This is a genomic window from Microbacterium barkeri (genome assembly GCF_027921765.1).
Classification (GTDB): Bacteria; Actinomycetota; Actinomycetes; order Actinomycetales; family Microbacteriaceae; genus Microbacterium; species Microbacterium barkeri.
The window spans coordinates 162,069-183,810 of record NZ_BSEJ01000005.1; the positions used below are offsets into that span (position 1 = coordinate 162,069).

Genomic DNA, 21,742 nt, shown 5'->3' on the forward strand with positions numbered 1-21,742 from the left:
TCCTCCTAGACCGTCGCCGCCGCGACGGATTCCTCGATCGCGCGGCGCATGAGCGCGTGCTGCTTCCGGACGAGGTCGATCGGGTCGGCCTCGCCGAGGTCGGAGAACGCGTGGCCCTCCCACTCGCTGGACAGGAAGCCCTCGTAGCCGCCCTCGACGAACTGGCGCACGATGCGGGGGATGTCCATGGCCGGCTCCTCGCCGTCCGCCCCGATGTCGTAGAACTTCGCATGCACGTGGAAGATCTGCGGCATGATGTCGAGCCACTCCTCGGGCGGCACGAGTCCGTGCATGTTGAAGGCGAGGCGCGTGAAGGGCCCGAACCGGAGGAAGTCGAAGCCCTCCGCGGTGAGGAAGTCCTCGAACTCCTGATTGCGCACGTGCATGGGCAGCGGCTTCCGCCAGATCTCGTCCATGACCGGGAAGTACTTCTCGGGCATCCCCATCGTCCGCAGCGTGCGCAGGAGCGTCGGCGACAGGCTGTGCATGGTCGATGAGAAGTCGGCGGTGAACCCGAGGCGCTCGGATCCGAGCTCCTCGTACATCGCGCGGATCTCGAGGATCTTCGGATCATTGGGGCCCTGCGGTGCGTGGATCTCGTAGCCCAGGCGCTGGTCGTACTTCTCCGCGAGCGGCAGGAGGCGACGCAGCAGCTCCTTGCCGGCCGAGCGGATGACGATCCTCCGGAATCCGAGCGTGTTCGCCGTGGCGAGCTGCCGCGAGAAGAAGTCGAACTCCTCGTCGGGGGTCATGTCGCGATCCTTGCGGCGGCCCATGTCGAGGTTCGTCCCGACCGCGCTCGGCTCGAGCTCGTGCTTCTCGAGCGTGTCGAACCAGAGCCTCGTGAACTCGGCGTCGACATCCGGGTAGGTGCGCAGGAGCTGCGCGATGTTGAACTCCACACCCGGCCCGATGCCGTTCTCGGCGACGGCGGCGATCAGCGTCTCGGGCGTGTACAGCCCGGCGGCGAACTCGCTCGTCATCGAGTACAGGGTGGTTCCGAGGCGGATGCCGGTGCCGGCGATGCCATCGCTCGTCATGCGCTCACTCCTTCCGTTCGAGGCAGCCACGCTGCCAGCTGGGTCCGCGCCTGCGCGGCCTCCGTCACCATGCGGCTGCCCGCGGCCTCCGCCGCGGAGCGCTGCACGGCCTGCTCGCCCGCGATGATCTCGAAGGGCGACTGCCAGTGGTTCCAGTGCCAGCCCTCGTACTCGCTCGAGATCGCGCCGTTGTAGCCGTTCTCGACGAGGAGCGTCACGAGATCGCGGACGGGAACCGACGGCTCCTCGCCGTTCTCGTCGATGCCGAAGAACTTGCCGTGCACGTGCTTGATCCACGGCATGATCTCGAGCCAGTCGTCGACGCGGGCAGGGCCGAACAGGCCCGTGCCGTTGATGCCGAAGTCGATGCCGAACTCGGGCTGCCCGTGCTGGGCCGCGAGGCCGATGAAGCGCCCGAAGCGCTGTCCGTGCTCGGCCTGGTCGGCCGGCGGCCCCTGCTCGTAGAACGCGCTCCACAGGTCCACGACCTCGCCGAGCAGCTCCTCCGATGCGCCGCGACGGCGGTACGCCTCGATGAGCGACGGCGCGAAGCCGGTCACGGTGGCGCCCCAGTCCATCGTGAACCCGAGGAACGGCGAGCCGACCTTCTCGTAGCGGTCGCGCAGGGCGAGGATGCGCGGATGGGAGGCGTACTGGTCCGCGTGCACCTCGAGCGCGAGCGTCACGCCGTGCTCCTCGGCGATGGGAGCGAGTGCCTCCATCGAGTCGGGCGTGATCGAGATCTGCACGCGCGCGATCGGGAAGCCGAGCTTCGCGGCGGCGAGGATCTGCCTCCGCATGTACGCGATGAGCTCGTCCTGGTCGAGCAGGCGGTCGCGGTGGATGCCGATGTCGGCGTTGATCGCGAGCGAGGTCGTGACGAGGCCGGTCTCGGCGACGAGATCCCGGAAGCGGCCCGCGAACGCGTCGTCGATCTCCGGGAAGCCGCGGAAGCTCGAGAAGCCGATGATCTCGAGACCGGGGCCGTAGCCTTCGGCGGCGACCTTGCGGATGAGCCCTTCGAGGTCGTACTCGCGGCCGTGGAACGCGCGCGTGAAGCTGTAGAGGGTGACGCCCTGGATGGGCGCGCCGAGGTTCGTCATGCGGCTGCCGCCTTCATGGTCTTGGCGTCGCGCTCCTCGATGTGGAGGGTCTCGTCGTCGCCGATGATGATGTACGGGATGTAGAGGGTGAGGCCCACCTCGACGCGGTGCTCCGCGTCGTCCGCGGGCACCGGGAGGTCGCCGGAGAGCACGGCGGAGTCGACGGGGAACCACCAGCTCTCGGTGTCGTCGACCATGTCGGCGAAGGTGCGCTCCTCGCCGTTGAGACGCCAGCGCAGCGAGTCGGCCGGCGCCTCGACGCCGTCGACCGTGAGCGTGGCGCCGGCGATGCACGACGCCGGCAATGCGCGGTACCAGGGGATGCGCACGTCGACCGCGACGCGCGCGCCGTCGGTCCTGAGCGTGCCGGGCTCGATGATGCGATCGGGGATCACGGATGTCCTCCAAGACGTCTTTGTCTGACTTCCGTCAGACTAATGCTTCTTTTCTACCTAAGTCAAGGCCTGGTGGGGCCCGGAGCCCCTCACGCGAACTCAGCCTGCGGCGACCGCGCCCGAGACCCGCTCGGATGCCGTCTGCGGGCTGAGCCGCTCCGCGATGCGGCGAGCGCCGCGCACCGCGAGCGCGACCGCGGTCAGCGTCGGGTTGCACGCCGTGGCCGTCGGGATGACGCCGTTGCCGGCGACGAAGAGCCCCGGCACGCCCCAGACCTCGCTGTGCGGGTCGCACACGGAGGCGCCGTCGTCCGCCGCGCCCATCCGCACCGTGCCCTGGTAGTGCAGAGACGACCCGAGGGGCATGACGAAGGGGCGGTCATCGAGCGGCTCCCCGACGGCCTTCCCGAGTCGGACGATCTCGCGCTTCGCGCGCTCGATGACCGCGCGGTCGCGATCGGTGAGGGTGTAGTGGATGCGCATGGCCGGCATCCCGTACGCGTCGACCCGGGAGTCGTCGAACACGACCCGGTCGGAGGCCTGCAGGTCCTTCACGCAGAACAGCCCGAGCCCGACGATCGAGCCCGGCACCACCGGGTCGTCATCGGCGAGCGGGATGGGCGACGCGTCGAGCTGCATGATCTGACCGTGGAAGGGCAGGTCGTCGGTGAACGGCACCCAGCTCACGCCGCTCGTCTCGCTGAGGGCGCCGTCGCCGCCCTCCCGGGTCGCGGGCGCCTCGACATCGCGCAGACGCGACGCGAAGACGATCTGCGCCTGGTCGTTGAGGTAGCGACCGAGGGCCTCGGGGCGGATGCCGGACGCCCAGAGCACCTGGGGCGTCCGCAGTGCGTCGGCCGCGACGACGACGAACCGGGCGGCGATCCGATGCGTCTGCCCGTCGCGGAGGTCGCGGACCTCGACACCCGACGCGCGGCCGTCGGCGACGAGCACGCGCGTGACGAGCGACTCGTCGTGGAGCGAGAACCCGAGGTTCGCGCGCGTGACGTCGCCGAAGACGACGTCGGATCCCGACCACACGAGACGCCCGTCGTCGCGACGGTGCACGGCCAGCGGCATCCGCTGCACGCGGCGGTCCGCTGGCCGCTCGGCGTCGACCTCGGCGGCCAGGCGCTCGCGGACGAGTCCGGAGAACGGCGCGGCGTCGAAGGCGTCGGAGGTGACACCCAGGAGGCGCTCGCCCTCCGACAGCAGCTCGTCGAGGGCGCCGTCCTCGTCCAGGAAGCCGATGCGCTCGCTGTCGCCGGGGCGCGGGCACGCGGCGGTCCAGTGGGCCCCCATGCCCCCGACGTTGCTCGAGAACGCGGCCACCGGGAGGCCGTCCTCGCCGTCCTGGGCGTAGCCGTCATCGAGCAGGTAGGTGCCCGCGCGGGCGCGCCGCTGCCCCGCCTTGACCGCGCCCGGGTTCGTGACCGTGGCGGTCTCCGCCGCGGGGCCCTGCGAGCGCACCTGCGCGCGGGCGCGCTCGGCGTCGTCGACGATGTTCTTGACGTGCGCGCCGGGCGGGTCCGACACGGTCGGCCCCACCTCGAGCATGGCGATCCGCGCCCCCGGCGCGCGCTCGGAGAGGATCCGCGCGTAGGCGGCGCCTGTGGGCCCCGAGCCTACGATGACGACGTCGACCTCGTTCGGGTAGCGGCTCATGCGCGGGCCGCCGCTTCGACGATGCGCCGCACCGATGCGGACGACTCGACCGTCGGGTAGTACTCGAGTCCGATCGGGCCGTCGTACCCCGACGTGCGCAGGATGCCGAGGCGCTCGTCCCAGTCGAGCTCGCCCGTTCCCGGCTCGCCGCGCCCGGGGGCGTCGGCGAGCTGGACGTACTTCACGAGGTCGCCCGCACCCGCGAGCTCCGCCGCCATGTCCTCGCCCTCGACGGCCGAGTGGTAGATGTCGTAGAGGACGCCGAACGCGGGCGAGTCGACGCCGCGCGCGACGTAGGCGGCCTCGGAGGTGCGGTCGAGCAGCGAGCCGGGGTGATCGACGCGCACGTTCACCGGCTCGAGCACGAGCGTGACGCCCGACCCCTCGATCTGCGCGATCGCCGTCCGGTAGATCTCGATGAGCTTGTCGAGCTGGACCTGCCGCTTCCAGCCGCCGAAGCCCGTCCCGCTGCCCACGACGATGCGCGGGCATCCGAGCGCACGCGCGATCTCGACGCCCTCGTCGAGCTTGCGGAAGAACTCCGAGTGGTCCCACGGCGGGATCATGAACTGCGTGCGCGGCTCGGCGAGCTGCGCGGTCAGCTGCGTCCCCGTCTCCTCGAGCGCGGCGCGGAGAGCCGGGATGTCCTTGGGCTTCGCGGGCGCGTCGACCCCGGTCGGCCCCCACATCTCGACGGCGTCGAACCCGGCCGCCGCCGCCGCGCGCACGCGCTCCGGGTAGTCGCCGGCCTCGGTGAAGAGCAGTTCGATATTCGGTGCGAGCTGGTACATCGGTCCTCCTGGATCAGAACATCGGGTGGTCGTGGACGGCATGCACGGAGGCGCCGCCCCCGTGCTCGACGATCCGGCCGTCCTCGAATCGGCGGGTGCTCATCGGGCCCCCTCGATCACGACGGGTCCGAGCAGGCCGGTCGGCTCCTGCGTTGCCCATGCCGAGAAGAAGTCGGGCTGCTCCTTCGCGAGCGTGTTCACGACCTCGACGACGAACTCGTCGTCGCCCGTGAGGACGCCCGCCGGCACGTCGTAGCGGTAGGGCGGCGCGACCCGCACTCCGAGATCGGCCCCGTTCACGAACACCTGCGCGACCTCGTGAGCCTCGCCGAGGTCGATCACGGCGGGCGCAGATGGCGCGTGCCCGAGGACGCGGGTCGTGTAGCGGATGGTCCCGCTGAAGCGGGGCAGGAGCCCCGGCCGGTCGAGCGGGACGAGGTCGTCGATGCTCCGCCACGCCTCGAAGGCGGGGTAGGCGAGAGCCGAGGCCGTCTCGATGCGCCAGGGCCCCGGGACGGGCGATGGCGTGGCGCGCTCGCGCAGCGGCGCGACGGGCATCCCGGCCCACGCGGCGGGATCGCCCACGATGAGGAGCGCGGTCTCCCCCGGGGCGAGCGTCACGTCGATCGCGACCTCGTCCGCTCCACCCTCGTGAGCGACCGCGCGGAGCGTCCCCGTCCACGGGTCGACGGAGACCGCCTCGCCGCCGCGCGGAACCGCGACGCGCACCGGGAGCGTGGCGCGGACGCCCTCGTTCATGAGCATGACGACATCGGCGGCGCCCTGGTCGACACGGTGCACGCGGAGCTCGGGGGCAGGCACGGCGACGCGCACGGCGCGCGCGGTGCGCTCGGCGACGGCGGCCGCGAGCCCCGCCTGCGCGACGGGCGCGAAGGCGCTCTGCAGAAGGCGCGTGTCGCCGTCCGCGACCGCCGGCACCTCGTCGACGAAGAGCACCGGGAGGCCGTCCTGTGCGAGTCGCTGCAGTGTCCGCGCCGTCGAATCGGGCAGCAGCGCGCTGCCCGGGACGACGAGCACGTCGTAGGCCTCCTCGTGGACCCGCAGCGCGCCATCCGCGACGACCGCATCGTGGAGCGCGTCGGCGGGCACGATGTCGACGTCGATCTGCGCCTCCGCGAGCAGGCGGACGGGGCGCTCCGCCGGCATCGCCCGCCCGAGCCAGTCGGCCTCGGCGGGGTACAGCACCGCGGCGGGCGCGATGTGCCGCCCGCCCGAGAGCAGGTGGCTCACCCGGTTCGTGTACGCGCTCAGCACCGCCTGGTGGCGGTACTGGGGATTCCGTCCACGCGCGAAGAAGTGCGGCGGGCAGTCGAGGTCGGGGTACTCGGCCGGCGAGTACGCGTGCGGCACGATATGCGTCACGCCGCGGACGAGGAGGTGGGATGTCACCCACGCCTGATGCCGCAGGCCGAACGACCAGCCGTACGCGCCGAATGCCTCGCACATCGAGCGACCGCGCTTGAGCGGGTCGATGTGCGCGGCCGACGACGCGAGCTTCGCGAGACCGAACTGGAAGAACTCGCCGTCGCCCGCGCCGGCCATGTTCGCAAGCGGCCCTCGGCCGAACCCCGGCACGACCTGCGCGCCGATGACGTCCACGCCCGCCATGTCCTGCCCGGCCATCGCGCGGAAGTAGTGGCCGGCGCCGGGGCCGAGTCGCATGTGCGCGCCGTTGTCCTCGACGACGTGGCCGATGTGCTCGACGCCGTGCGCACGGCACCACTCCCCGACGGGCCGCGCGAAGCTGCGCTCGTAGAGGCGCGTGAGGGCGTCCATGTACGCCAGGCGCGTCCGTGTCGCCCCATCGCCGTCCCACCACAGCAGGGGCGCGGCGAGCGGATCGAGGCCCAGGTCGGGGTGCCACGGCAGGACGACGCCCGGCTTGCCGACCGTCGAGGTGAAGTCGAAGGTCTCGCGGTCGTTGTAGAACCCGGGCTCGTCGGTGAAGAAGCCCGCGATGACGCCCCCGAAGTCGTCGGCGTACCGCGCGTGGATGGCCTCGTGCACGGTGTCGAGGAGCAGGCGCGTCGCATCGGCGTCGAGGTAGGAGAGGTGGTCGCGATGCCGCTCGCTCGCCCCGTCGGACACGACCGACACGAAGAACACGCGCCAGTGCCCTTCCGGCACGTCCCAGAAGACGCGGCCGTCGGCGACGCGCTCGGTGAGGTCGATCGGCTCTCCGATGAGCGCCTCGCCGCCCTCCTCGCGCCGGTAGGCGACGACGCGGACGAGCTGGCCTGGATCCCACCCCGCCTCGGGGCCGAAGAACTTCCGCCGATCGACGATGAACGACGCTCCGCGGGCGGGCCCGACCGCGTCGGTGTGCCGCTCGGCGAGGAACCGGCGGCGCCGCTCGGCGGACGCTCCTTCGAGGGCGCCCGCCGCATGGCCGGTCGGGAACGTGTCGTCGTCGAAGAACCAGACCCTGAGCCCGCGCTCGCGCGCCACCTCGAGCACGGCGTCGACGTCGCGCCACCATCCGTCGCCCAGGAACTCCGGATGCGGCCGCGCCTCGAGGATGACCGCGCCGATCCCTGCGTCGGCGATCCGGTGCGCCTCCTCGACGATCGTCTCGACCGGGCCGCCCTTCTGCCAGAACAGCGGCATGATCGCGTTCGGGACGACGCCGTCGACGACGTCGCGGAGCTGCGGGAGCGTCATGACGCCTCCTCGAGCACGATCCGCGTCCGCACGGCGGACATGCCGTCCTCCACGGCGAGCTCGAAGCCCCCTGGCTCGATGACGAACCGCTCGTCGTCGGTCCAGAAGCCCAGGTCGGACGCCTCGAGCCGGAAGGCGACGCGCGCCGCGCCTCCGGAGGGGACGGCGACGCGCTCGAATCCGCGCAGACGGCGGACCGGCTGAGCGACGCTCGCGCACTCGTCGCTCGCGAAGAGCAGGACGACGTCATCGCCGTCGTGCACGCCGGTGTTCCGGACGCGCACCGACACGAGCCATCCGCCGTCGTCGCGGACGACCTCCAGGTCGTCGAGGGCGAAGGTCGTGTAGGAGAGCCCGTGGCCGAACGCGAAACGCGGGCCGAGCGGCAGATCGAGGAACTTCGACGTGTAGTGGTCGTCGGTGTTGTTGGGGCCGAGGATGGTCTCGTCATCCACCGCCGCGGGGTCGAGGAGTTCGCCGCCGGTCCGCGCGGGTCGTCCCGTGCGCTCGTGGTCGTGATGGATCGGGATCTGCCCGACGGCCCGCGGGAACGTCATCGGCAGCCGGCCGCCCGGGTTCACGCGCCCGGAGAGGGCGCCCGCGATGGCCGGTGCCGCCTGCGTGCCGAGGTGCCAGGTGCACAGCACCGCGTCGACGCGCTCGATCCAGTCCTCGACGACCAGGGGCCGCCCCGTGTGCAGCACCACGACGACACGGGCCCCCGTGTCGGCGAGGGCGTGGATGAACCGCGTCTGCGCGGCCGGGAGCGCGATGTCCGCCCGCGACGCGGCTTCGCCCGAGAGCCGGCTCGGCTCACCCGCCGCCACGATGACGAGGTCGGCATCGGCTGCGCGCGAGACCGCCTCGGCGATGTCCTCGTCGGAGCCGGAGAGGAAGCCAGAGCCGGCCGCCTCCACCCAGTCGACCTCCGGGAGCTCCGCGGCGAGCGCGTCCGCGAGGGTCGATGTCGCCGGCGCGGCGAAGTGCTGCACCCATGCGCCCAGGTGATCGAGGCTCCGGGCGTACGGCCCCGTGACGAGGACGCGTCCCCGCGGCGCGAGGGGCAGTGCGCCCTCGTTCCGCAGGAGCACGATGCAGCGCTCGGCGGCCGACCGCGCGGCGGCGAGCGACTCCTCGGTCGGCGCGAGGATCTCCGCCTCCTCTCGGACGAACGGATCGTCGAGGAGCCCGAGCCGCTCCTTGAGCGACAGGATGCGGCGCACGGCGTCGTCGACGCGGTCCGCGTCGACCTCGCCGGGCGCGAGCACCGCGGCGCCCCTCGCGTCGACGAGCTCCGCTCCCCCCATGACGATGTCGACGCCCGCCTCGATCGCCTGGCGGATCGCGTCCTTCTCGGTCTCGGCGACGCCGTGGGCGACGAGCTGGGCGACCCCCTCGGCGTCGCCCACGACGAGGCCCTCGAACCCCCACTCACCCTTGAGCACCCCGGTGAGCAGCGGCGCATTGGCGTGCATCGGGCGCCCGTTGAGGGAGGTGAACGCCGCCATGACCGTATCCGCGCCGGCGTGCGCTCCCGCGCGGAAGGGCTCGAGGTACACGTCGCGCAGGCGTCGCCGGGAGACGTCGGCGGTGTTGTAGTCGCGTCCGGCCTCCGCGGCCCCGTAGGCCGCGAAGTGCTTGAGGCAGGCCGCGACGCCCTCCGCGCGGTAGGCGCGCGCCTTGACGGCGCCGAGCGTCGAGGTGAGGAGCGCGTCCTCGCCGAAGCCCTCGACCACGCGCCCCCACCGGGGGTCTCGGGTCACATCGACCATCGGGGAGTAGGTCCAGTTCACGCCGCCCGAGCGCGCCTCGCGGGCCGAGACGCGGGCGTCCGCGGCGGCGACGGCGCGGTCGAACGACGCGGCCTGCGCGAGCGGAGTGGGGAAGATCGTGCGCTGACCGTGCACGACGTCGAGCGCGATGAGCAGCGGGACGCCGCCGGACTCGACGGCCGCGCGCTGAAGCTGATTGGTCTCGCGTGCCGATGCGGGCCAGAAGAGCGCGCCGATGCCGCGCCGTGCGAGCGCGGTCGCCTCGCCGAGATCCCGACGCCACACGATCTGCATCTGGGCGAGCTTCTGCTCCCAGCTGAGGCGAGCGAGCAGTGCCTCGACGCGGGCGCTCATGACGCCTCCCGCACGCGGTAGCGGAACCCGCGGAAGGTCGCGGCGCCGTCTCCGGCCGCGAAGAGGGCAGGTCGGAGGCTCTTCAGGTCCTGGAGGGTCGCCGAGTGGGCTCCCTCGACGTCGTAGCGCACGCCGTGACGGCTCCACTCCTCACCCGGACGGCGGAACCATCCGGTCACGATGTGCTGATCGTCGACGAGGCGCAGCTGGATGATCGAACCCGGCTCGACCTGCTCGCGGCGGTGCGTCCGGATGCCCCCGGCATAGCTCGCGAGCGTCCGCCCGTCCCAGCTCATGCCGTAGAACATCCGCCGGTTGAACCAGAGGAGGAGCCCCGCCTCCGTGCCGTCCGGCACCTCGATCTCGACCTCGATCTCGAACGCCCTGTCCATCGCCCACGTCGTGAGCGGCGACGCATCGGCGGGCGACGCGCCCTTGCCCCGCAGCACGAGCCCTCCATCGAAGCGCACCCGGTCGAGCTCGTCGCGACCCGGGTCGTCGAACACCCACCGCTCACCCCACGCGGGCTCCGCGAAGTCGTCCGACGGCGCGGGAACCGCGTGGGGCCTTCCGGGCGCGGGCTTCGGAAGCGGGGCGCCGAGGTCCTCCGCGGGCGCCACCGGCCATCCGTCCTCGGTCCACTCGATCGGCTCGAGGAGGGCCTGGCGTCCGAGTGTGCGGAAGCGGCGCGCGTACCCGTGCGAGACCATCCACCAGCGGCCGTCTCGGCCCTCGAGGATCGTCGCATGCCCGCGCGACCACCACGCCTCGTCGTCCGACCGTGTGCGAGCGATCGGATTGCCGGGGGCGTTCTCCCACGGGCCGAGCACCGACCGCGAGCGCGCCACGATCACCATGTGTCCGGTCGCCGGTCCGCCCGTGCCGCCCACGGCGCTGACGAGGTAGATCCATTCGCCGCGGCGGAAGAACTTCGGCCCCTCCAGCGCGTAGGACTCCGTGATCCACTCATCCGGGTACTGCCACCCGTCATACGCCTGCTCGAGCGGCGTCACCGCCGTGAGGCCGTCGGCGGAGAGGCGGCAGCGGCGGATGCCGTTCACGAAGAGGTACCGCTCTCCGTCTTCGCCGACGACGTGACCCGGATCGATGGCACCCGAGATGCCGGTGAAGACGGGCGCGCTCCACGGGCCCTCCGGGTGATCGGCGTGCACGACCCAGACCTGCGCGTCGTCGATCCGCGCGTCGCCCCATGCGCTCGGGATGAACGGGAAGTAGATGAAGTACCGGCCGCCGTGCTCGACGAGGTCGGGCGCGAACACGGTGCTCAGCGGATGCTCGAGCGCCGTGCCCGCGAACGACCAGGAGACGAGATCTTCCGAGCGCCAGAGCGCGAGCCCCGGTGAGGCGTCGAAGGACGAGCAGGTCAGGTAGTACGCGTCACCCACGCGCAGGACAGAGGGATCCGGACGGTCGCCGGGCAGGATCGGGTTGCGGAACGTCCCGTCGCCGAGGTCGGCGGGCGTCCGCTGCAGGGAGGCGCTCATCCCTTGAGACCGCCCGCGAAGCCCTGGATGAACTTCTTCTGCGCGACGAGGTAGAACGCGAGGATCGGGATCATCGAGACGAGCACGATCGCGAAGATCTTGTTCCACTGCGACACGAGCGATCCGATGAAGTAGTACATCGCGACCGGCAGGGTCTGCGCGTCGGATCCGCCGAGGAAGATGAGCGCGGTCATGAAGTCGTTCCACACGATGAGACCCGTGAGGATGGCGACCGTGCCGGTCGCGGGGGCCATGAGCGGGAGCACGATCCGGAAGAAGATCTGCGTCCGGGTGGCGCCGTCGATCGCGGCGGCCTCCTCGTACTCCGTGCCGAGGCCGCGGAAGAATCCCGCGTAGAGGAAGATCGCGAGCGGCAGCATCATCCCCGTGTAGAGGATGATCATCCCCCACAGCGAGCCGGTGAGCCCGATCGCGCGCGCCCCGATGTACAGCGGCACGGTGCCGAGCTGCGCGGGCAGGATGATCGCGATGAGGAAGAGGTAGTAGGCGCCCTTCGTCCACCGCTGGGTCGAGCGCATGATGACGTACCCCGTCAGCGAGCCGAGCAGCACGAGGCCGAGAATCGCCCCGAGGGTGAGGACGACCGAGTTCACGAGCCCGGCGAGGATGTTGCCCTGCCCCTGCGCGGCGAACAGGTCGACGAAGTTGGCGAGCTGCGGCGCCTCGGGGAGCGCGAGCGGCGAGGACCGGAAGACCTCCTCGTCGGTCTTCAGCGCGGTGGAGACGAGGAAGAAGAACGGCAGCAGGAACACGAGCGCGAGCACCCAGATGAGCACCTCGCGGACCGCGGTGAGCTTCGTGTAGCGGAACATGTCAGTCCTCCTTCTCCTGCGTCACGCGCTGCTGGATGATCGCGAAGACGAGGATGATCGCGGTGAGCACGAGGGCGAGCGCGGCGCCGTACCCGAACTGGCCGAGCGAGAACGCCTGCTTGTAGACCTCGGTCGCGAGGGTCTCGGTGGCGCCGGCGGGGCCTCCGCCGGTGAGCGCCATGATCTGGTCGAAGATGCGGAGGCCGTTCACGAGGCCGAGCGTGGTCGCGATCGCGACGGCGGGGCGGATGGCCGGGAGCGTCACGTGCCAGAACCGCTGCCAGAGCGTGGTTCCGTCGATCGTCGCGGCCTCCTCGATCTCGACCGGGACCCCCGCCAGGCCCGCGGCGTAGATGACCATCGAGAAGCCGGTCTGCTGCCAGACGATCACGATGAGGATCGTCCAGATCGCGAACGTCGGGTCGCCGAGCCACGCGCGGGCGAGGTCGCCCATCCCGATCGCCGTGAGGAACGCGTTGAGCGGTCCGTTGAAGTCGAAGATGAACTTCCAGATGTAGGCGACGGCGAGCGGGCTCAGCACCACGGGCATGAAGAAGAGCGTGCGGAGGATGTACCGCGTCTTGAGCAGCCGGTTGAGGGCGACGGCGAGCGCGAGACCCAGGACGTTGGTGAGGATCACCGAGCCGAACGCCAGGAAGAGGGTGTTCCCCAGCGCGAGCATCTTCGAGGGGTCGCCGAAGATGCGCTCGAAGTTCGCGAAGCCGACGAACTCGAACGAGCCGAGGCCCGTCCAGTCCGTGAAGGCGAAGAAGCCGCCCGCGATCGTCGCGGCGTAGTGGATGCCGAGCACCATGAGGATGCCCGGAAGGGCCCACCACCAGTGCCCGAACGTCAGCAGGCCGGGGCGGCGGGGCCGCGCCTTCGGGCGCAGCCCCCGCCGCTTGCCGCTTCGGGGGACGACGACGGCCTCCGTCGCCGATTCGTCGGCTGTGTCGTGCTGCAGCATCGCGGTCATCGTCCTGTCCCTCGCGTCCGGCCGGGTCACTCGCCCCAGGCTGTGTCCATCTCGGTGAGCACCTGCTCGACCGTCTTCTGACCGGTGAGGAGACCCTGCACGCCGGCGCCGAGGGCGTCGTACACGGCGGGGTTAGACCAGTCGGAGTTCGGCAGCGGCACGAAGTCGCCCGCGGCGAGCATGTCGGCCAGCGGCTCGAACGCCGTGCCGGTGAAGTCCATCTCTGCGTAGCCCGTGATCGGGAGCGTGCCCGACTCCTCGGCGACCGTCTCCGCCTGCGCGGGCTCGGCCATCCACTCGAGGAACGCCTTCGCCGCGTCCTTGTTCTTCGACGACGCCGGGATCGAGTACGAGTAGGTCGAGCTGGCGTAGCCGAACGCGCCGTCGGCCGCGTCGGCGGGCGGGAACGTCTGCGCGACGAAGGTCGCCTCGCCGCCCGCGGCCTCGCCGAGGTCGCGCGCGACGCCGCTCGGGCCGAACATCGCGCTCGACGTGCCCTGGACGAGCCCGTTCGTGATGGCGTCGAAGCCCGCGCCCTCGACACCGGGCTGGAAGCACCCCGCGTCGTTCATGTCGACGATCGCCTGGAGCGTCTGCTGCCATCCCTCGCTGTCGGCGAAGGTGACCTCGCCCTCGGCGCGCTGCGTGTTCCAGTCGGGGTCCTCGGCGTACACGCGCGTCGCGGCGATCGCCTGCGCCATCATGCCCGCGTTCGGCGGGATCGAGCCGGCCACGACGAAGTACGAGCCGCCCGCCTGGGCCGCGGTCTCGCACGCGTCGAGCACGCCCTGCCAGTCGGCCGGGTACTCCGTGATGCCGGCGGCCTCGGCGGCCGTCTGGTTCACGACGACGCCCGCGGGCGCGATGTTCAGCGGCTGCCCGTACACGGCGCCGTCGACGACGAACTGGTGCTCCGAGCCGTCGGGGATGAGGCTCGTCGCCGTCTCGCCGAGCGGCTCGAGGAGCCCGGCCTCAGCGAGCGGGACGATGCTGAAGGACTGGCCGTTGCCGGGAGCGGAGAGGAAGATGTCGGAGGCGTTGCCGCCCTGCAGCTGGGTCCGGATCGTCGTGTTGTAGCTCTCGCCGGGCAGCTTGTCGATAGTGATCTCGACGTCGGGGTTCTCCTCCATGTACTGCTCAGCGAGGATCTCGTACGGGGTCTTCGCCTCGTTCGAGACGGGGAACGCGAGCGAGAAGCTCTGGCCGTCTCCCGCGCCGCCGCCGGCGGAGGTCGAGCAGCTCGCGAGCACAAGCGCTCCGATCGCCGCGGTTCCTGCGAGGGCGCCTGCCCGGATGATGCGACGCTGCTGTGTCATGTCGTTGCCCTTCTGACGTCGTCGTCGAGTGCTGCGGCTCCCGCCCAGGTGCGGGGCCCCCTTCAGTATCGACCACCTAGGTCGAAAACACACATAACTAATTTCGATATCCGACATAAGCCGGTGCGGACAGGGGATCGGCGGGCGCTTCCGCCCGCCGATCCCCTGTCTCAGGTCAGTCGCCCCAGGCCGCGTCCATGTCGGCGAGGACGGCGTCGACCGTCTTCTGGCCCGTGAGCAGGCCCTGCACGCCGCTCGAGAGCTTCTCGTAGACCTCGCCCTTCCAGAACGCGTTCGGGAGCCCCGCGTAATGGCCGGACTGCAGGAGATCCACCACGGGCTCGTAGATCGTGCCCGTGAGGTCGAGGCCCTCGATGCCGGAGACGGGGAGCTCGCCGGAGAGCTCGGAGAAGCGCTCCGCCTGCTCGGGCTGCGCGAGCCACTCGAGGAACTCGGCGGCCGCCTCCTTGTTCTCCGACGCCGCGTTGATCGAGATCGTGTAGTTCGAGCTCGCGATGAGGTACGGGTCGCCGCCGTCAGCGGGCGGGAAGGGCTGGATGGCCCACTCCACGTCGGGCGCGGCACGGCCGATCTCGACGGCCGACCCCGACGGGATGAAGCTCCCGAGCGAGGTGCCCTGCGCGAGGCCGTTCGTGATGGCATCGAACCCGGCGCCCTCGGCGCCGGGCTGGAAGCACCCGGCGTCCTTCATGTCGAGGATCGTCTGCAGCACGTCGTGCCATCCGTCGCTCTCGGCGAAGGTCACCTCGCCTGCGGCGCGCTGGTCGTTCCAGTCGGGCGTCTCGGCGTAGACGCGCGTTGCGGCGATGGCCTGGGCGGTGAGACCCGCATTGGGCGCGGCGGCGCCCGCGAGCACGACGAGCGACGCGCCGTTCTCGGCGACCTCGCCACAGGAGGCGAGCAGCTCGTCCGTCGTCGCGGGGAAGTCGTCGAGCCCCGCCTCCGCGGCGGCGGACATGTTCACGACGAGCGTCGAGAGGGTGAAGTCCATGGGCTGCCCGTAGACCTCCCCGTCCACCGTGAAGAGCGCGTCGGCGCCCTCGGGCACGAGACCGGCCGCGGTTTCGCCGAGCGGCTCGAGGAAGCCGGCCTCGGCGAGCGGGACGACGCTGCGGGGGTCACCCGATCCGGGGGTGGTCTGGATGACGTCGGGGGCGTTGCCGGCCTGCAGCTGCGTGCGGAGCGTCTCGCCGTAGCTGTCGTTCGGGAGCGGGTTCGTCGTGATGGTGACGCCGTCGTGCGCCTCCATGTACTCGTTCGCGAGGGTCTCGTAGGGGCTCTCGAGGTTGTTCGAGGTGGCGTACATGAAGCTGAACTCGACGGACTCTCCCCCGTCGTCGCCTCCGTCGCCCGAGCCATCCGAGCCGCCCGCGCATCCTGCGAGGAGGATGAGGCCCGCGGCGGGGATGGCGATCGCGGCGAGCCGCCGCGTGGTGCGCTGTGTCATGATCTGGCCTTTCTGACATCGTCGTCGGAAGTGCAGGGACAGGAGCTCGGGTGCTCCTGTCCACAGCATGACCGCGTTACGTCAGAAAGTCACATAAGTGTTTCCGATGCGGGTTATCACCCGCGTGGAAGCCGCCCGTGCTCGGTCGGGCTGCCCGTGCTCAGGCGGGCTGCCCGGTGCGCATGCTCGCGCGGATGAGGTCGTGCTGGCGCCGCACGAGGGCGAGCGGGTCGACCTCGCCGAGCTCGGCGAACGCGTGACCCTCCCACTCGCTCGACCAGAAGCCGCGATAGCCGCCCTCCACGAACACGCGCACGAGCTCGGGGTAGTCGATCGCGGGCTCCTGGCCGGCTTCGTCGATGTCGTAGAACTTGGCGTGCACGTGCAGGATCTGCGGCATGATGTCGGCCCACTCCCGCGGGTCGACGTGGCCGTGCATGTTGAAGGCCAGGTGGGCGAACGAGCCGAGCCGGCCCGGGTCGAAGTCGCGACCGCGCAGGTACGCGATGAACTCCTCCTGCCGTGCGCGCATGGGCTCATCCGTCGCCCAGATCTCCTGCAGCCGCGTGACGGCCTCGTCGTCGAGGCCCGCGCGCCGCACGGCGCGCAGCAGCGTCGGCGACATCGCCCGCATCGTCGCCGAGAAGTCGGCGACGAAGCCCAGCAGGGGCGAGTCGAGCTCCGCGTACAGGTCGCGGATGCGGAGCACCTCGGGGGCGTTCGGCCCGGAGGGCGCATGGATCTCGTACGCGAGACGGAGGTCGAGCTCCTCGGCCACGGGCAGCAGCCGACGCAGCAGGTCGGGCTTGGCCGACTGGATGCGCACGAGCGGGAAGCCGAGGCGCTTCGCGCCGCGGAAGAGCAGCTCGGTGACCTCGAACTCCTCATCGGACGTCATGTCGCGGTCGCGTCGACGCCCCATGTCGAGGTTCGCGCCGAACGAGCTCGCCTCGAAGCCGTGCCGGTCGAACGCCGCGCGCCACGCGCGCTCGAACTCCTCCGACACCCGCGGGTAGGTCGGCACCATCTGCGATGCGACGATCTCGATGCCCGGGCCGATGCCGAGCTCGGCGACGCGATCGAGCAGGCCGTCGAAGTCGTACCACCCGGCCCGGAACTCCGCGCTCGCGGAGTACAGCGTCAGGCCGAGACGGAACGGGTCGTCATTGGATCGCTCGGGCGCCGGCGGCACCTCGAGCTCGAGGCCGACGGGCGCGGCGTCGCGGTCGGTGGCCGTGAGCGTCAGCTCGTGGTGCACGACGTTCGGCACGTACAGCCCGGGGCCACCGTCCTGCCCCGGCGCGATCTGCATGTAGGGCAGGCGCAGCTCGCCGTGCAGCACGACCTCGTGCGTCTCGCCGAGAGCGATCGGCGCCTCGCGGCGGACGATGAGAAGCGGATGGTCCTGCAGATACCAGAGGACGTCGCTCTGCTGCGGGAGGTCGGCGATCGCGTAGCGCGTGCCGTTCAGCTCGAAGGCGAGATCGCTCTCGGGAACCTGCTCGCCGTCGACCGTGAGGGCGATGCTCGTGACGGAGGACAGCCAGAGGCTCCGATACCACGGGATGGTGAGCTGGAGCGCCGCTCCGTCGGGGTGGACGCGGAGGCTCGCGGCATCGAGCAGACCGTTGGGCATGGCGACTCCTTCGTCGGCGGATTCGTATACGCCGAGAGTAGACCTACTTTGGCCTCTTTTCAACATAAGCCCGACGGAGCACACGACGGCGCCGCCCCGGAACCCCGGGGCGGCGCCGTGCCGGGTGCGTCTACTGGTTGCTGAACGCGGCGTCGAACGACGCCTCGGGGAGCTTCCACAGCAGCGAGCGGATGTAGCCGACCGCCTCGGCTGCCCCGTGCAGCCGGTCCATCCCGGCGTCCTCCCACTCGATCGAGATCGGGCCGTCGTAGCCGATCGCGGCGAGCGCGCGGAACGCGTCCTCCCACGGGATGTCGCCGTGCCCGGTCGAGACGAAATCCCACCCTCGCCGCGGGTCGCCCCACGCGAGGTGCGACCCGAGGATGCCCTGCCGACCGGATGCCCTGCGGATCCGCGTGTCCTTGCAGTCGACGTGGTAGATCCGGTCGGCGAAGTCCGTGATGAACGCGACCGTGTCGACGCCCTGCCACGCCATGTGCGACGGGTCCCAGTTGAACCCGAAGGCCTCGCGCCGGTCGATGGCTTCGAGGGTCCGGACGCTCGTCCAGTAGTCGTACGCGATCTCGGAGGGGTGCACCTCGTGCGCGAACCGGACGCCCTCGGCGTCGAACACGTCGAGGATCGGGTTCCACCGGTTCGCGAAGTCCTCGTAGCCCGCGTCGATGACGTCGGCGGGAACGGGCGGGAACATCGCGACGTAGGGCCAGATCTTCGATCCCGTGAAGCCGACGACCGTGTCGGCGCCGAGCTTGCGCGCGACGCGGGCGGCACGCTTCATGTCCTCGGCCGCGCGCCGGCGCACGCCCTCGCCATCGCCATCCCCCCACACGTAGTCGCGCAGGATCGCCTGATGGCGGAAGTCGATCGGGTCGTCGCACACGGCCTGCCCGGCGAGGTGGTTCGAGATCGCCCACACCTTGAGCCCGTAGCGGTCCAGGATGTCGAGACGCGACTGCACGTACGCGTCGTCCTCGTCGGCCCGCTGCAGATCGAGGTGGTCGCCCGACGCGGCGATCTCGAGCCCGTCGTAGCCCCACTCGGCCGCGCGGCGCGCGAGCTCCTCGAACGGCATGTCGGCCCACTGGCCGGTGAACAGCGTGACGGGATGGCGCGCCTCGGCCATGGATCCTCCTCCGGTCGTCATGCGTCCACCGGCGTCTCGACCCACGCGCCCGTGCGCGCGGACTCGACGACGGCCTCGGTCAGCTGCGCGGCGCGCAGGCCGTCGCGGAACGACGGCAGCCCCTCGGGCTCCGCCCCCGCGGTCGCGGCGTATGCGTCCGACACGAAGGCGTTGAACGCGTCCTGATACCCCATCGGGTGACCCGAGGGGACGCGGCACAGGCGCGCGGCGTCGGGGGCGAGCAGGCCCTCCTCGCGCGGGAGCAGGAGCGAGCCGTCGCGCCGGCCGATCCACAGGTCCTCGGGGCGCTCCTGCTCGAAGCGGTAGGCCGCATCGCCCGTGTGCACCTCGAGCACGAGACCGTTCTTGCGGCCGGCCGCCATCTGGCTGACGAGCGCCGTGCCGGGTGCCCCTCCCGAGAGCTGGAACAGGACGGCGGCGATGTCCTCGTTCGCGACCGGATGCCCGGCGCGCTCCTCGAAGACGGTGCGGGTGAGCGCGCTGAGCTTCACGACCCGCTCGCCCGTCACGAACTCGAGGAGGTCGAACAGGTGCGAGCCGATGTCGGCGAACGCGCGGGATGCGCCGCCCTCCGCGCCGGCTCGCCAGTTGCCGTCCTCGGCGCCCAGCAGCCAGTCCTGGAGGTACGCCGCGTCGATCGAGAGCACGGCCTCGCCGCTCTCGGCGATGCGGGCGCGCGCCTCGCGGACCATCGGGTGGTAGCGGTAGACGAACGGGACGGCGCCGACGAGACCCGAGCCGGCCTGCGCCTCCACGAGGCGGCGCGCATCGGCCGCGGTCGTGGCGATGGGCTTCTCGCACACGACGTGCTTGCCCGCCGCGAGCGCCGCGAGCGTCTGCTCGGCGTGCTGCGCGTTCGGCGTGCACACGTGCACGACGTCGACGTCGTGGTCGTCGAGGAGCGCGTCGTAGCCCGAGAAGGCGTTCTCGATGTCGAGGTCGGCCGCGGCAGAGGAGGCCCGCTCGGCCGACGAGGAGCTGATGCCGCGCAGTCGGGCGCCGGCGGCCCGCGCGGCCCGGCTGTGCACGCGGGCCATGAACCCGCCGCCGACGAAGCCGGCTCCGATCTCAGAGCTCATAGGGCGTCCAGTCCGCGGGGATCGGCGCGGGGCGCTCGATCCGGCTCTCGACCGCGACCGTCTCGCCGGTCTCGATGGACCGCTCGATCGCGATCATCGTCTCGAGCACGTGCAGGCCGATCTCGCCCGACGCGCGGTGCGGGCGGTCCTCCCGGATGGCGCGCACCATGTCGATCACGCCCAGACCGCGGCCGCCCACGACGCCGTCGCTCTCGAGCTCCTCCCACTGCTGCTCGCGCGGGTCGCCGCCCGCGCGGATGATCCGCAGCGGCCCCTCGAACATGTTCGGGTCCGGGATCGAGAGGGTGCCCTCGGTGCCGGTGATCTCGACCACGCCCATGCGCATGAGGGGCGACTCCCAGCTGAAGATGCTCGAGCTCGTTCCGCCGCCTTCGAACTCGAGGTTCGCGTTGACGTGCGTCGGGACGAGCACCGGGAACTCCGCCCCCGCGCGGTCGCCCGCGACGACCGTGCGGGTGGGCGTGCTCGTGAGACCGAAGGCCGAGGCCTTCGCGACCGAGCCGAACACGTTGACGAGCGTCGTCAGGTAGTACGGGCCCATGTCGAAGACCGGTCCGGCGCCGGGCAGGAAGAAGAAGTCGGGGTTCGGGTGCCACTTGTCGGGGCCGAGGCTCATCATCGCCGTCGACGCGCCGATCGGCTGGCCGATCTCGCCGCGCGCGATCGCCCGCAGCGCGCTCTGCACGCCGCGGCCGAGCACCGTGTCGGGGGCGATGCCCACGCGCAGGCCCTTCTCGGCGGCGCGCTTCACGAGGCCCTGACCCGAGGCGAAGTCGACCGCGATGGGCTTCTCGCTCCACACGTGCTTGCCGGCGTCGATCGCCGCGAGCGACACCTCGGCGTGCACCGCCGGGATCGTCAGGTTGACGACGAGCTCGACATCGGGGTGCGCGAGGATCTCGTCGGGCGAGCCCGACACCGGCACGCCGTGCTTCTCGGCCTGCGCCTTCGCGCGCACCGTGTCGATGTCGCCGATCGCGACGACCTCGACGTCGGGGAACTGCGCGAGGTGCTCGAGGTAGGTGTCGCTGATCATCCCCGCGCCGATGAATCCGACGCCGACGGGGTGGTGTTCGCTCACGGGACGCTCTCTTTCTCTCTGGTTCGGGATGGCGGCTGTCACGCGCCGAGCAGCGCGCGCGTTCCCGCGAGGCCCTGGGCGATGCCGTCGAAGATGTCGCCGCGGTACTCGTCGAACTCGACGACGAGCAGCTCGGCCGCGGGCGCGGCGGCGAGCACGGGCTGCCACGCGATCGCGCCCTGTCCCGCGGGCAGCTGGTCCTCGCGGTCCTTGCTCAGCGCGCCGTCGACGAGGGGTGCGTCCTTGATGTGGAGCTGCCGGACCCGGTCGCCGAGCGACGTGAGCAGAGCCGGCACATCCGCGCCGCCGACGGCGGCCCAGTACGCATCGACCTCGAGACCGACGTCGGCCGGGAGTGCGCCGGCGAGGACCTCGAGGGCCGTCTCGCCGTCGAAGACGTTCTCCACCTCCCAGAAGTGGTTGTGGTAGCCGAACGCGAGGCCGTACGCCTTCGCCTTCTCGGCGTGCGCGGCGAGCTCGTCGGCGATGCGGAGTACCTCGTCGCGGCTCGTCCAGCGCTCGGGCGCGATGAACGGGTCGATGAGCGTCTTCACGCCGAGGGCCTGCGCGGCTTCGAAGAACTGCTCGGGCTCGCCGCTCGAGAGCACCGCGTGAGCGGTGGGAGCGGTGAGGCCGTGCGCCGCGAGGCCCGCCTCGAGCTGCGCGCGCCACTCGACGATGTTGAAGAGCTCGATCTGCTCGAAGCCGATCTCGGCCGCGCGGGCGAGCGCGGCGCCCGCATCCTCGGCCACCGCCTCTCGGATCGTGTACAGCTGGAGCGCGATGGCGGGGGCAGAGGTCATGTGACTCTTCTCTCGACGGTGAGGTCTCGGGGATGGCGCGCTCTCGCAGGCGCGTCC

General features: G+C 71.3%; 17 protein-coding genes. All 17 read right to left on the reverse strand.

Annotation, left to right across the window (positions count from 1 at the left end):
• Positions 1-5 precede the first annotated feature (5 nt).
• Positions 6-1,040, reverse strand: coding sequence for a sugar phosphate isomerase/epimerase family protein (locus tag PKE79_RS07155; RefSeq protein ID WP_271172996.1), 1,035 nt, complete (start codon positions 1,038-1,040; stop codon positions 6-8).
• A complete protein-coding gene (locus PKE79_RS07160) occupies positions 1,037-2,143 on the reverse strand; it encodes a sugar phosphate isomerase/epimerase family protein (RefSeq protein ID WP_271172997.1) in 1,107 nt (368 codons plus the stop codon). Before PKE79_RS07160 ends, PKE79_RS07155 begins: the two co-directional genes overlap by 4 nt.
• Positions 2,140-2,538 (reverse strand): C-glycoside deglycosidase beta subunit domain-containing protein, encoded by a 399-nt coding sequence (locus tag PKE79_RS07165; RefSeq protein WP_271172998.1) that lies wholly within the window; start codon positions 2,536-2,538, stop codon positions 2,140-2,142. The genes PKE79_RS07160 and PKE79_RS07165 overlap by 4 nt, the downstream gene beginning before the upstream one ends.
• 99 nt (positions 2,539-2,637) lie before the next feature.
• Positions 2,638-4,203 carry a c-glycoside 3-oxidase CarA gene (gene carA, locus PKE79_RS07170; protein WP_271172999.1) on the reverse strand — a complete coding sequence of 522 codons (1,566 nt, stop codon included), beginning with the start codon at positions 4,201-4,203 and terminating at the stop codon, positions 2,638-2,640.
• Positions 4,200-4,994, reverse strand: coding sequence for a TIM barrel protein (locus PKE79_RS07175; protein WP_271173000.1), 795 nt, complete (start codon positions 4,992-4,994; stop codon positions 4,200-4,202). Before PKE79_RS07175 ends, carA begins: the two co-directional genes overlap by 4 nt.
• A gap of 99 nt (positions 4,995-5,093) precedes the next feature.
• Complete coding sequence (locus tag PKE79_RS07180) at positions 5,094-7,676, reverse strand: type 1 glutamine amidotransferase family protein (RefSeq protein WP_271173001.1); 2,583 nt, start codon at positions 7,674-7,676, stop codon at positions 5,094-5,096.
• Positions 7,673-9,802 (reverse strand): glycoside hydrolase family 3 N-terminal domain-containing protein, encoded by a 2,130-nt coding sequence (locus tag PKE79_RS07185; RefSeq protein ID WP_271173002.1) that lies wholly within the window; start codon positions 9,800-9,802, stop codon positions 7,673-7,675. Before PKE79_RS07185 ends, PKE79_RS07180 begins: the two co-directional genes overlap by 4 nt.
• On the reverse strand, positions 9,799-11,307 hold the full coding sequence (locus PKE79_RS07190) for a family 43 glycosylhydrolase (protein WP_271173003.1): 1,509 nt from the start codon (positions 11,305-11,307) through the stop codon (positions 9,799-9,801). Before PKE79_RS07190 ends, PKE79_RS07185 begins: the two co-directional genes overlap by 4 nt.
• The gene (locus PKE79_RS07195; RefSeq protein ID WP_271173004.1) at positions 11,304-12,140 is read right to left on the reverse strand and encodes a carbohydrate ABC transporter permease; all 837 of its coding nucleotides are present in this window, start codon (positions 12,138-12,140) and stop codon (positions 11,304-11,306) included. The genes PKE79_RS07190 and PKE79_RS07195 overlap by 4 nt, the downstream gene beginning before the upstream one ends.
• A 1-nt stretch (position 12,141) precedes the next feature.
• A complete protein-coding gene (locus PKE79_RS07200) occupies positions 12,142-13,116 on the reverse strand; it encodes a carbohydrate ABC transporter permease (protein WP_271173005.1) in 975 nt (324 codons plus the stop codon).
• Positions 13,117-13,142: 26 nt separating this feature from the next.
• Positions 13,143-14,432 carry an ABC transporter substrate-binding protein gene (locus tag PKE79_RS07205; protein WP_271173006.1) on the reverse strand — a complete coding sequence of 430 codons (1,290 nt, stop codon included), beginning with the start codon at positions 14,430-14,432 and terminating at the stop codon, positions 13,143-13,145.
• Positions 14,433-14,607: 175 nt separating this feature from the next.
• Positions 14,608-15,900, reverse strand: coding sequence for an ABC transporter substrate-binding protein (locus PKE79_RS07210; RefSeq protein WP_271173007.1), 1,293 nt, complete (start codon positions 15,898-15,900; stop codon positions 14,608-14,610).
• Positions 15,901-16,060: 160 nt separating this feature from the next.
• Positions 16,061-17,536, reverse strand: a complete 1,476-nt coding sequence (locus tag PKE79_RS07215; RefSeq protein ID WP_271173008.1) for a C-glycoside deglycosidase beta subunit domain-containing protein — start codon at positions 17,534-17,536, stop codon at positions 16,061-16,063.
• Between the two features lie 130 nt (positions 17,537-17,666).
• A complete protein-coding gene (locus PKE79_RS07220; protein ID WP_271173009.1) occupies positions 17,667-18,680 on the reverse strand; it encodes a sugar phosphate isomerase/epimerase family protein in 1,014 nt (337 codons plus the stop codon).
• Positions 18,681-18,697: 17 nt separating this feature from the next.
• The gene (locus PKE79_RS07225) at positions 18,698-19,780 is read right to left on the reverse strand and encodes a Gfo/Idh/MocA family protein (RefSeq protein WP_271173010.1); all 1,083 of its coding nucleotides are present in this window, start codon (positions 19,778-19,780) and stop codon (positions 18,698-18,700) included.
• The gene (locus PKE79_RS07230) at positions 19,770-20,882 is read right to left on the reverse strand and encodes a Gfo/Idh/MocA family protein (protein WP_271173011.1); all 1,113 of its coding nucleotides are present in this window, start codon (positions 20,880-20,882) and stop codon (positions 19,770-19,772) included. The genes PKE79_RS07225 and PKE79_RS07230 overlap by 11 nt, the downstream gene beginning before the upstream one ends.
• A gap of 38 nt (positions 20,883-20,920) precedes the next feature.
• Positions 20,921-21,685: a sugar phosphate isomerase/epimerase family protein gene (locus PKE79_RS07235; RefSeq protein WP_271173012.1), complete on the reverse strand. Its 765-nt coding sequence runs from the start codon at positions 21,683-21,685 to the stop codon at positions 20,921-20,923.
• Positions 21,686-21,742 lie beyond the last annotated feature (57 nt).

Coding starts and splice junctions, on each gene's coding strand:
- PKE79_RS07155 (WP_271172996.1), bottom strand. CDS start 1,040: ATGACGAGCGATGGCATCGCCGGCACCGGCATCCGCCTCGGAACCACC.
- PKE79_RS07175 (WP_271173000.1), bottom strand. CDS start 4,994: ATGTACCAGCTCGCACCGAATATCGAACTGCTCTTCACCGAGGCCGGC.
- carA (WP_271172999.1), bottom strand. CDS start 4,203: ATGAGCCGCTACCCGAACGAGGTCGACGTCGTCATCGTAGGCTCGGGG.
- PKE79_RS07190 (WP_271173003.1), bottom strand. CDS start 11,307: ATGAGCGCCTCCCTGCAGCGGACGCCCGCCGACCTCGGCGACGGGACG.
- PKE79_RS07220 (WP_271173009.1), bottom strand. CDS start 18,680: ATGGCCGAGGCGCGCCATCCCGTCACGCTGTTCACCGGCCAGTGGGCC.
- PKE79_RS07205 (WP_271173006.1), bottom strand. CDS start 14,432: ATGACACAGCAGCGTCGCATCATCCGGGCAGGCGCCCTCGCAGGAACC.
- PKE79_RS07215 (WP_271173008.1), bottom strand. CDS start 17,536: ATGCCCAACGGTCTGCTCGATGCCGCGAGCCTCCGCGTCCACCCCGAC.
- PKE79_RS07180 (WP_271173001.1), bottom strand. CDS start 7,676: ATGACGCTCCCGCAGCTCCGCGACGTCGTCGACGGCGTCGTCCCGAAC.
- PKE79_RS07160 (WP_271172997.1), bottom strand. CDS start 2,143: ATGACGAACCTCGGCGCGCCCATCCAGGGCGTCACCCTCTACAGCTTC.
- PKE79_RS07210 (WP_271173007.1), bottom strand. CDS start 15,900: ATGACACAGCGCACCACGCGGCGGCTCGCCGCGATCGCCATCCCCGCC.
- PKE79_RS07195 (WP_271173004.1), bottom strand. CDS start 12,140: ATGTTCCGCTACACGAAGCTCACCGCGGTCCGCGAGGTGCTCATCTGG.
- PKE79_RS07235 (WP_271173012.1), bottom strand. CDS start 21,685: ATGACCTCTGCCCCCGCCATCGCGCTCCAGCTGTACACGATCCGAGAG.
- PKE79_RS07225 (WP_271173010.1), bottom strand. CDS start 19,780: ATGAGCTCTGAGATCGGAGCCGGCTTCGTCGGCGGCGGGTTCATGGCC.
- PKE79_RS07185 (WP_271173002.1), bottom strand. CDS start 9,802: ATGAGCGCCCGCGTCGAGGCACTGCTCGCTCGCCTCAGCTGGGAGCAG.
- PKE79_RS07200 (WP_271173005.1), bottom strand. CDS start 13,116: ATGACCGCGATGCTGCAGCACGACACAGCCGACGAATCGGCGACGGAG.